Origin of the sequence: Novosphingobium sp. (assembly GCF_027489515.1) — a bacterium.
Classification (GTDB): Bacteria; Pseudomonadota; Alphaproteobacteria; order Sphingomonadales; family Sphingomonadaceae; genus Novosphingobium.
The window spans coordinates 19,668-27,647 of record NZ_JAIXZS010000076.1 but is presented as its reverse complement, the minus strand read 5'-3'; the positions used below and the strand labels follow the sequence as shown (position 1 = coordinate 27,647).

9 protein-coding genes are annotated in these 7,980 nt (G+C 66.6%); 4 read left to right on the top strand and 5 right to left on the bottom strand.

What is annotated here, in order from left to right:
- Positions 1-193 precede the first annotated feature (193 nt).
- On the top strand, positions 194-1,297 hold the full coding sequence (locus tag Q0082_RS13740; protein WP_298193580.1) for a branched-chain amino acid aminotransferase: 1,104 nt from the start codon (positions 194-196) through the stop codon (positions 1,295-1,297).
- 94 nt (positions 1,298-1,391) lie between these two features.
- Positions 1,392-2,300 carry an SDR family NAD(P)-dependent oxidoreductase gene (locus Q0082_RS13735; RefSeq protein WP_298193577.1) on the top strand — a complete coding sequence of 303 codons (909 nt, stop codon included), beginning with the start codon at positions 1,392-1,394 and terminating at the stop codon, positions 2,298-2,300.
- Between the two features lie 7 nt (positions 2,301-2,307).
- Here Q0082_RS13735 and Q0082_RS13730 read toward each other — a convergent pair whose 3' ends face one another.
- The 5 genes from Q0082_RS13730 to Q0082_RS13710 all read right to left on the bottom strand — a co-directional run bounded on the left by Q0082_RS13730 (position 2,308) and on the right by Q0082_RS13710 (position 5,801).
- The gene (locus Q0082_RS13730; protein ID WP_298193575.1) at positions 2,308-2,637 is read right to left on the bottom strand and encodes a hypothetical protein; all 330 of its coding nucleotides are present in this window, start codon (positions 2,635-2,637) and stop codon (positions 2,308-2,310) included.
- 110 nt (positions 2,638-2,747) lie between these two features.
- Complete coding sequence (locus Q0082_RS13725; RefSeq protein WP_298193585.1) at positions 2,748-3,080, bottom strand: DUF2794 domain-containing protein; 333 nt, start codon at positions 3,078-3,080, stop codon at positions 2,748-2,750.
- 41 nt (positions 3,081-3,121) lie between these two features.
- A complete protein-coding gene (epsC, locus tag Q0082_RS13720; protein ID WP_298193573.1) occupies positions 3,122-3,844 on the bottom strand; it encodes a serine O-acetyltransferase EpsC in 723 nt (240 codons plus the stop codon).
- Between the two features lie 42 nt (positions 3,845-3,886).
- A complete protein-coding gene (locus Q0082_RS13715; RefSeq protein ID WP_298193571.1) occupies positions 3,887-4,513 on the bottom strand; it encodes a DnaA/Hda family protein in 627 nt (208 codons plus the stop codon).
- Between the two features lie 4 nt (positions 4,514-4,517).
- Positions 4,518-5,801, bottom strand: coding sequence for a heavy-metal-associated domain-containing protein (locus Q0082_RS13710; RefSeq protein WP_298193569.1), 1,284 nt, complete (start codon positions 5,799-5,801; stop codon positions 4,518-4,520).
- A 110-nt stretch (positions 5,802-5,911) separates the two neighbouring features.
- On the opposite strand from Q0082_RS13710, the gene purM reads away from it, so the two are divergent.
- Together purM and purN are read left to right on the top strand one after the other, a co-directional pair.
- On the top strand, positions 5,912-7,018 hold the full coding sequence (purM, locus tag Q0082_RS13705; protein ID WP_298193567.1) for a phosphoribosylformylglycinamidine cyclo-ligase: 1,107 nt from the start codon (positions 5,912-5,914) through the stop codon (positions 7,016-7,018).
- Complete coding sequence (gene purN / locus Q0082_RS13700; protein WP_298193565.1) at positions 7,011-7,955, top strand: phosphoribosylglycinamide formyltransferase; 945 nt, start codon at positions 7,011-7,013, stop codon at positions 7,953-7,955. Before purM ends, purN begins: the two co-directional genes overlap by 8 nt.
- Positions 7,956-7,980: the final 25 nt, after the last annotated feature.

Genomic DNA, 7,980 nt, shown 5'->3' with positions numbered 1-7,980 from the left:
CATCGCGGAGCATTATCGCTAGTTTGTTCAAGCGATAAAGGCACCGTGGGCGGCACTTCCGGCCGCTGACCATGCGAAGGGCCGCTTCCGATTGCCGGAAGCGGCCCTTCACATTTGTTCCAAAAGCCTTGCCTTTTGCGCAACAATCGTTCACGGCGCTTCGCAGAGCTAACATTCCCGAAGGACCGCCCCGATGGCGACGCCCGCTACCGCTGCCCCGATGACGTTCACGCACACCCCGCACCCCACCCCGGTGGCTACCGATGTGCGCGCGCAGATCCTTGCCAATCCGGGCTTTGGCACCGCGTTTTCGGATCACATGGTCCAGATCAGCTATGACGAGGGCAAGGGCTGGCACAGCGCCGAAGTGGTCCCATACGGTCCGATTCCGCTCGATCCCGCCGCTGCCGTGCTCCACTACGCGCAGGAAATCTTCGAAGGCCTCAAGGCCTATCGCCTTGCAGATGGCGGCATCGCCCTGTTCCGCCCCGAAGCCAACGCCGCGCGCTTCAACGCTTCGGCGGCCCGCCTCGCCATGCCGACCATCCCCGAAAGCCTCTTCGTGGCTGCGGTCGAGGAACTGGTGAAGGCCGACAAGGACTGGTTCCCCACCGTCGATGGCGGCTCGCTCTACTTGCGCCCCTTCATGTTCGCGAGCGAAGCGTTCCTCGGCGTGCGCCCGTCGAAGCAGTACAAGTTCCTCGTGATCGCCAGCCCCGCGGGCAACTACTTCAAGTCGGGCGCCCCCGCCGTCTCGCTTTGGGTCAGCGACTACAGCCGCGCCGCGCCTGGCGGCACCGGCGCTGCCAAGTGTGGCGGCAATTATGCCGCCAGCCTCGTCCCCACTGCCGAAGCTTTCGCGCGCGGGCACGATCAGGTGCTGTTCCTCGATGCGGTGGAGCGCCAGTGGATCGAGGAACTGGGCGGCATGAACCTGTTCTTCGTGATGGCTGACGGCTCGCTGATCACGCCCCCGCTTGGCGGCACGATTCTCCCCGGCATCACCCGCGAAAGCCTGATCCAGCTGGCCCGCGAAGAAGGCCTCACCGTGCGCGAAGAACGCTACTCGCTCGCCCAGTGGCAAGCGGACGCGAACTCGGGCACGCTCATCGAAACCTTCGCCTGCGGCACCGCCGCGGTGGTCACGCCCGTCGGCAAGGTCACCAGCAGCTCGGACAGCTTCACGATCGGCAGCGGCGGCCCCGGACAGCTCACCCAGAAGCTGCGCCAGCGGCTCGTGGCGATCCAGCGTGGCGAAGAGACCGACACCCACGGCTGGGTCCACCGCATCGGCTGACCCCGCAGTTGCCAAGGCCAATTCGCCATGGCATCGCCTGCGCCATTAATCGCCCGGTTAGGGTGCTATCAAACGCATTGGGGAGAGCTTTGCGATGAGCATTTCGTTCAAGGACAAGGTCGCGATCGTCACTGGCGCGGGCGGCGGCATCGGCCGTGAATACGCGCTCGAACTCGGCCGCCGCGGCGCCAAGGTCGTCGTCAACGATCTCGGCGGCGCGCGCGATGGCACCGGACATTCCGACGCGGCCCTGAAGGTTGTCGAAGAGATCAAGGCTGCGGGCGGCGAGGCGATGTCGAACGGCGGCTCGGTCACCGAGTTCGAGCAGATGACCGAGATGGTTGCCAAGGCTAAGGAGGCTTGGGGCGGCGTTCATATCCTCATCAACAACGCCGGCATCCTGCGCGACAAGAGCTTCACCAAGATGGACCCGGCCGATTTCGAGATGGTCGTGAAAGTCCACCTCATCGGGTCTGCCTTCGCCACCAAGGCCTGCTGGGACCTGATGCGCGAACAGAACTACGGCCGTATTCTGATGACCGCGTCCTCCACCGGCCTCTTCGGCAACTTCGGACAAGCCAACTATGGCGCGGCCAAGCTCGGCCTCGCCGGCCTCACCAAGACGCTCTACCTCGAAGGCGCCAAGAACAACATCAAGGTCAACACCCTGGCCCCCGTCGCCGCCACGCGCATGACCGAGGACATCTTCCCCGAAGAAGCCTTCAAGCTCTTCGGCCCGGAAAACATCGTCCCCGCCGCGCTCTTCCTCGTCTCGGACGATGCCCCCAGCAACGCCATCGTCGGCGCGGGTGCAGGTGCCTATCATTCGGCGTGGGTCACGATGAACAAGCCCGTCCTGCTCGCGCCGAATGCGCGCTCGGTCGAGGACTTCGCCGCGCACTGGGACCAGATCTCCGACCGCACCGGCGATTTCGTGCCCCAGTCGGGCGCGCAGCAGAGCCAGGCGATCCTCGTCGAGCTTCAGGCCGCAATGAAGCGCTGAAGTCTCGCTAGCGGGGGCAGGCGCCGCGCGTCGCCCCCGCGAGTTGCATCGTGCGCAGCCGGGCCTGCACTTCGGCTTCGTCCAGCACACGCACTGCACCCGTGCGCGTATCGATCAGCAGTGGCGCGGCGCAATCACCATGAAGCGCGGCGCGCGCGCCCTTCTCCGGAACCATCAGCACCATTTCCGCATCGGCATCGCGATAGATCACGCGCAGCAGCGGGGTGCCTTGATCCTGCTTCTGGCGAGTTGCGGGCGCCGCCTCACACGCTGCGAGGGCCCATGGGATGGCTAGGGCAGGGCCATACCGCCACGTCTGGCCCCCAACCCTCGTCATTGCGAGGAGCGTAGCGACGAAGCAATCCAGAGCGTGCCGCACAACCGCTCTGGATTGCTTCGCTTCGCTCGCAATGACGAGGGGGTAAAGTATGGCGGACTGTCCCCGCCTCAATCCTCGACGATCTTCAGCAGCTTGCGCTCCAGCGGAAAGAGCACACCAGCCAGCTCATGCCCGCGCTTCAGCACCTGCCCTGCTTCGCCATAAAGCGTCCACATGCCCTGCTTGGTGCGCAGCGCTGGGCGCTTCTCGATTCGCGCGGTGGGCCGCTCGGCGGTGCGGCGGAAGGCGGCAAAACTCGCCGCATCCTTGCCGAAGCTCATCGCATAGTCGCGCCATTCCCCGGCGGCGACCATGCGGCCATAGAGATCAAGTATGCGCATGAGCTCAGGCCGCTCGAAGCCGACTTGCGGCTCGGCGCGGACTTGCGGGAACGGCAGCACACCCGGGCCGAAACCGCCCGCATCGGCTCCGCCCTGCACGCTCAGCTGCGGCTCCTGCGCCGGTTACCGCCGCCGACTGGTGCCGGTGCATCGGTGCTTTCGTCCTGCCGCTCGAGCAGCGCGGCGACTTGCGCCTTGAGCAGCGCGACCTCGGCCTCGAGCTCGTCGACCCGCGATCCACCCGTAGGCTCGCACGGCTCCTTGCAGGGCGTGCCATAGGGGATGAAGTCCTTGAGCCAGGTCTCGACCGGCACCAGCGTCGAACGCGCCTTGAGGCCGACCATGGTCGCACCTTCGGGCACGTCCTCGGTCACCACCGCATTGGCACCAACGCGGGCGCGAGGCCCCACGGTGATCGGCCCCAGAATCTGCGCGCCCGAACCGATGATCGCATTGTCGCTCAGGGTCGGGTGGCGCTTGCCCGGCACGCCGTTCGCAGGATTGGTGCCGCCCAGCGTCACGCACTGGTAGATCGTCACGTTGTCACCGATCTCGGCGGTCTCGCCGATCACGGTAAAGCCGTGGTCGATGAACAGATGCCGCCCGATCTTCGCACCCGGGTGAATGTCGATGCCGGTGAAGAAGCGCGCCAGATGATTGACGAAGCGCGCGAGGAAAAACATCTCACGCACGAACAGCCAATGCGCCACACGGTGCAGGCCGACGGCGTGAAGCCCCGGATAGAGCAGGATTTCCCAGCGCGAGCGCGGCGCGGGATCGCGCGCGCGGATCGAGTCCAGATAGGCGGTGAGGCGTTCAAACATAGCCGCGCTTTTCCTCTTTTTGCCGCTTCAAAGCAAGCGCGCCTAGAGAAGCCTAGGTTGCCGTTCGGCCTCAGGCACTCCGTGTACCCGCTCGGCCAAGGCATCGCGTGCGAGCGATATGGTGACGGCTGCCTTGCGCTCAAGGGACAAGCGATCAATTGTTTCGACAAGCGCCTCGGCCGCCGCATGGCTGCGCTCCAGCCGGGGCAGGATATAAGCGAGCACCGGCTCTGCCAGAACGATCCCGCGCCGCGCCGCATGGCTTTCGACGAGCGCGCGCAGCAGGTCGTCATCGGGCGCACCGATCTCGATCATCAGCGCCGCACCGAGCCTTGAGGCGAGATCGGGCAGCGCAACCTGCCAGGCCCCCGGCGCCTTGTTCGAGACGATCAGCAAGGCCCGCCCCTCACCCTGCGCCCGGTTCCAGCGGTGGAACACGGCGTCTTCGGGCAGGCTGTCGGCATCATCGAGCGCATCGCCGAGGCCGCTGGCGGCAAACCACCGCGCCAGCAGGCTCTTGCCGCAACGCGGCGGCCCCGCCAGCACGGCGGCGCGATAGGGCCAGTCGGCCGCACTCGCCAGCAAGGCCAGCACCGGTTCCAGCGAAGGGCCGGTGAGCACGGTCTCGGCGCTGGTCGCCGTGACGAGGGGCAGAGCGATCTGGCTCATCTGCCTACTTGCGGATGCTGAGCGCACCGGCCCCTTGGGTCACGCGCCAGCCCTGTGCCCGCAGGGCAGCGGCGAGCGCGTCGATATCGCCGGCGAAGGTCACCCGCATGACTGAAGTGCCGCCGATGGCAAGGCTGGTGGTCGCCGCTTCCTTGACGCCCTCGACCCGGCGCACCGCCGCCATGCCCGCATCGACTGCCGCCGCATCGGGCGTGACGAACTGGACGGTAACCACCGTGGTCGGCACTGCGGCCGTGGTCGCAGCGGCATCGGGCCCTGCCACCGCGGTCGTCGCGGTCGGCACCGGCCCCAGCTTGGCGACAATGCCTTGCACCAGCGCAGGATCGAGATCGGGCCGCATCGAAAGCGACGGATCGGGCGCCAGCTGCCCTGCCGCGAGCGCACCTGCATAGAGCCCGTCGATCCGGGTAATCGCTTCGGCCAGCATCGCGGGCAATTTGTCTTCGCTCGGTGCGGTCAGCTCGAAACTGCCGATAAACTTGCTGTCCGGCCCATAACGCGCGGTGAAGGTGCCATGCACAGGCCCGCCCGGCCAGCTCCGCTCCAGCTTCGCGATCGGCATGATCACATCTGCCGCGCCGAACGAATCGAGCACCAGCCGCCACCAGTTGCGGCTGCGGCGGCTGATCTGCCCCGCCGTCAGCAGCAGCGAATCCGCACCCGCGCCCGCCGGCCGCACATAGTCGACGACGCTCGATCCGGTGCGGAATTCAGCCCAGGCCTTCTGCCAGGGCGTGCGCGTCTCGAACACCGAGGTAACGCCGCCCTGAATCAGCACCGGGATCACCAGAAGCGGCGCCGAACGCGCGATCTGGCCCTGCATGCCAAGATAGCCGCTGGTCCGCGTGCGATCGAAGATCACGCCCAGCGTCGCGATATAGCGGTGCGGGCCGATCTGCTCCTGCCCCACGACGATCGCAGAGACCATGCCATCCAGCGTCCCTGCATCAAGCGCGGGGGCGGCCCCGCCACCAAGGCCGTTGGACTTCCACAGCTTCTCCCACGCCAGCCGCTGCGCTTCCTTCCAGCCGTTGGCACGGGCTTCCTCGGCGGTCTTGCCGGTCGTGTTGACCTCGATACCGGTGACCTCGAAATCGCCGTTACTGGCAATCGGCGCGATGCCGCGGTCACCTTCGATCTGCGCGTAGATCGCCGCACCTCCGCCCGCGAGCAGCAGGCCAAGCCCGGCAATCAGCGCAAGGCGGGCCCGGCGGCTCAGGTCCGGCAGCAGCGTCAGCTTGGGCAAGGTAGGGCGCAGGGCGGCCAAGGGAACTCCATCTGGGAACGCAGGCCTTGCGCTGCATCTTTTCTCGAATGCCGCGCTTTTGCCCAAAGGCAAGTGGAAATCCAAGCGGGAAAGCGCTAGGCGCGTCGCCCATGGCTTCCACCGACGAAACTTCGCAATCCTACTCCTATGCCAAGGCGGGGGTAGACATCGCCGCCGGCAATGCTCTGGTGAAGGCGATCGGCCCGCTCGCGCGCGCAACCGCACGTCCCGGTGCGGACGCCGAACTGGGCGGCTTCGGTGCGTTCTTCGATCTCAAGGCGGCCGGCTACAAGGACCCGCTGCTGGTTGCAGGCAACGACGGCGTCGGCACCAAGGTCAAGCTTGCCATCGACCATGACCGCCACGATGCGATCGGCATCGATCTCGTCGCGATGTGCGTCAACGATCTGATCGTGCAGGGCGCCGAACCCCTGTTCTTCCTCGATTATTTTGCCACCGGCAAGCTCGACACCGGCGTTGCCGAGCGCGTCGTTGCCGGCATAGCCGAAGGCTGCCGCATGGCGGGCTGCGCGCTGATCGGGGGCGAGACCGCCGAGATGCCCGGCATGTATGGCCCCGGCGATTACGACCTTGCCGGCTTCTGTGTGGGTGCGGTCGAGCGCGGCGAGCAGCTGACAGGTGATCGCGTCGCGGAAGGCGATGTGATGATCGGCCTCGCCTCTTCCGGCGTCCATTCCAACGGCTATTCGCTCGTTCGCCGCCTCGCTGCGGACAAGGGCTGGAAAATGGACCGCCCTGCCCTGTTCGACAACGAGCGCCTCCTCATCGATCACCTGATCGAGCCCACGCGCATCTACGTGAAGAGCCTGCTGCCGCTCATCCGGTCCGGCCGCATCCACGCCCTCGCCCACATCACCGGCGGCGGCCTCCTCGAAAACGTGCCCCGCGTGCTGCCCAAGGGCCTTCACGCTCGCATCGACGCCGATGCGTGGGAACAGCCGCGCCTCATGGCCTTCCTGCAGGCGCAGGGCCAGATCGAGCCCGAGGAAATGGCGCGCACGTTCAATTGCGGCGTCGGCATGGTGCTAGCGGTTGCGCCGGATGAAGCCGCCGCACTGATCGCTGATCTCACCGCCGTCGGTGAAACCGCGTTCTCCATCGGCGAGATCGTCGCGGGCGAAAAGGGCTGCACCGTGTTCGGCAGCGCTGAAGCGTGGTCCGCGCGCGAGGCGTGGGAAGCTGTCCACATTGGCTGAGCCGCGCGCCAAGGTCGCCGTCTTCATCTCGGGCAGCGGCACCAATATGGCGGCGCTGCTCTATGCCAGCCGCCTCGCAGCCTGCCCGTTCGAGATCGTGCTCGTCCTCTCGAACAACCCCGAAGCGGGCGGCCTGAGACTGGCCGAGGCGGAAGGCGTCCCCACCTTCGTCCTCCCCCACAAAGGCCTGCCCCGCGCCGATCATGACGCTGCGATGGAAGCGCACGTCCGCCGCGCTGGCGCGCAGTGGATCGCGCTCGCGGGCTACATGCGCATCCTCACGCCAGAGTTCGTGGCGCGCTGGGAAGGCCGGATGGTCAACATCCACCCCTCGCTGCTGCCGAAGTACACCGGCCTCCACACCCACGAGCGCGCCATCGCAGCGGGTGACAGCCATGCCGGCTGCACGGTCCACCTCGTCACCGCCGATCTCGATGAAGGCCCCGTACTCGGCCAGATTCCCGTCGCGATCCTGCCCGGCGATACGCCGGACACGCTCGCCGCGCGGGTCCTCTTCGCCGAGCACCAGCTTTATGCACGCTGTCTGGCCGATCTCGTCACGCGCGAGACCGATCCGACCTGGCTCACCGGGCAAGTCCGCAGCCGCGCGATGCAGCTTCCCGAAGCCGAGGAAAGCCTCAGCCACGGCATGGCATGCTTCGGCATCGTAAAGGGCAAGAAGTTTGCCTGGGTCAGCGCCGACCACCACGGCGATCGCAAAGTGGCCCTCCTCGTGAAGATCAGCGGGCCCGACGAGCAGGAACAGCTCATCGAAAGCGATCCCGAGCGCTTCTACCGCCCGGCCTATTTCGGTGACGGGTGGATAGCTATTCGTATTGACCTCGGCGATGTGGACTGGGACGATATCGGTGAATGGCTGCGCCGCTCGTGGCTGGCCGTAGCGCCGCGCAAGCTCGCGGCGATGACGGAATTCTGACCGCAGCCCGCATCCCGCTGCCGGA

What these genes read in the sequence shown, in the direction of transcription:
- Q0082_RS13740 (WP_298193580.1), top strand. Translation starts at nt 194, where the DNA reads ATGGCGACGCCCGCTACCGCTGCCCCGATGACGTTCACGCACACCCCG.
- Q0082_RS13735 (WP_298193577.1), top strand. Translation starts at nt 1,392, where the DNA reads ATGAGCATTTCGTTCAAGGACAAGGTCGCGATCGTCACTGGCGCGGGC.
- Q0082_RS13730 (WP_298193575.1), bottom strand. Translation starts at nt 2,637, where the DNA reads ATGACGAGGGTTGGGGGCCAGACGTGGCGGTATGGCCCTGCCCTAGCC.
- epsC (WP_298193573.1), bottom strand. Translation starts at nt 3,844, where the DNA reads ATGTTTGAACGCCTCACCGCCTATCTGGACTCGATCCGCGCGCGCGAT.
- Q0082_RS13715 (WP_298193571.1), bottom strand. Translation starts at nt 4,513, where the DNA reads ATGAGCCAGATCGCTCTGCCCCTCGTCACGGCGACCAGCGCCGAGACC.
- purM (WP_298193567.1), top strand. Translation starts at nt 5,912, where the DNA reads ATGGCTTCCACCGACGAAACTTCGCAATCCTACTCCTATGCCAAGGCG.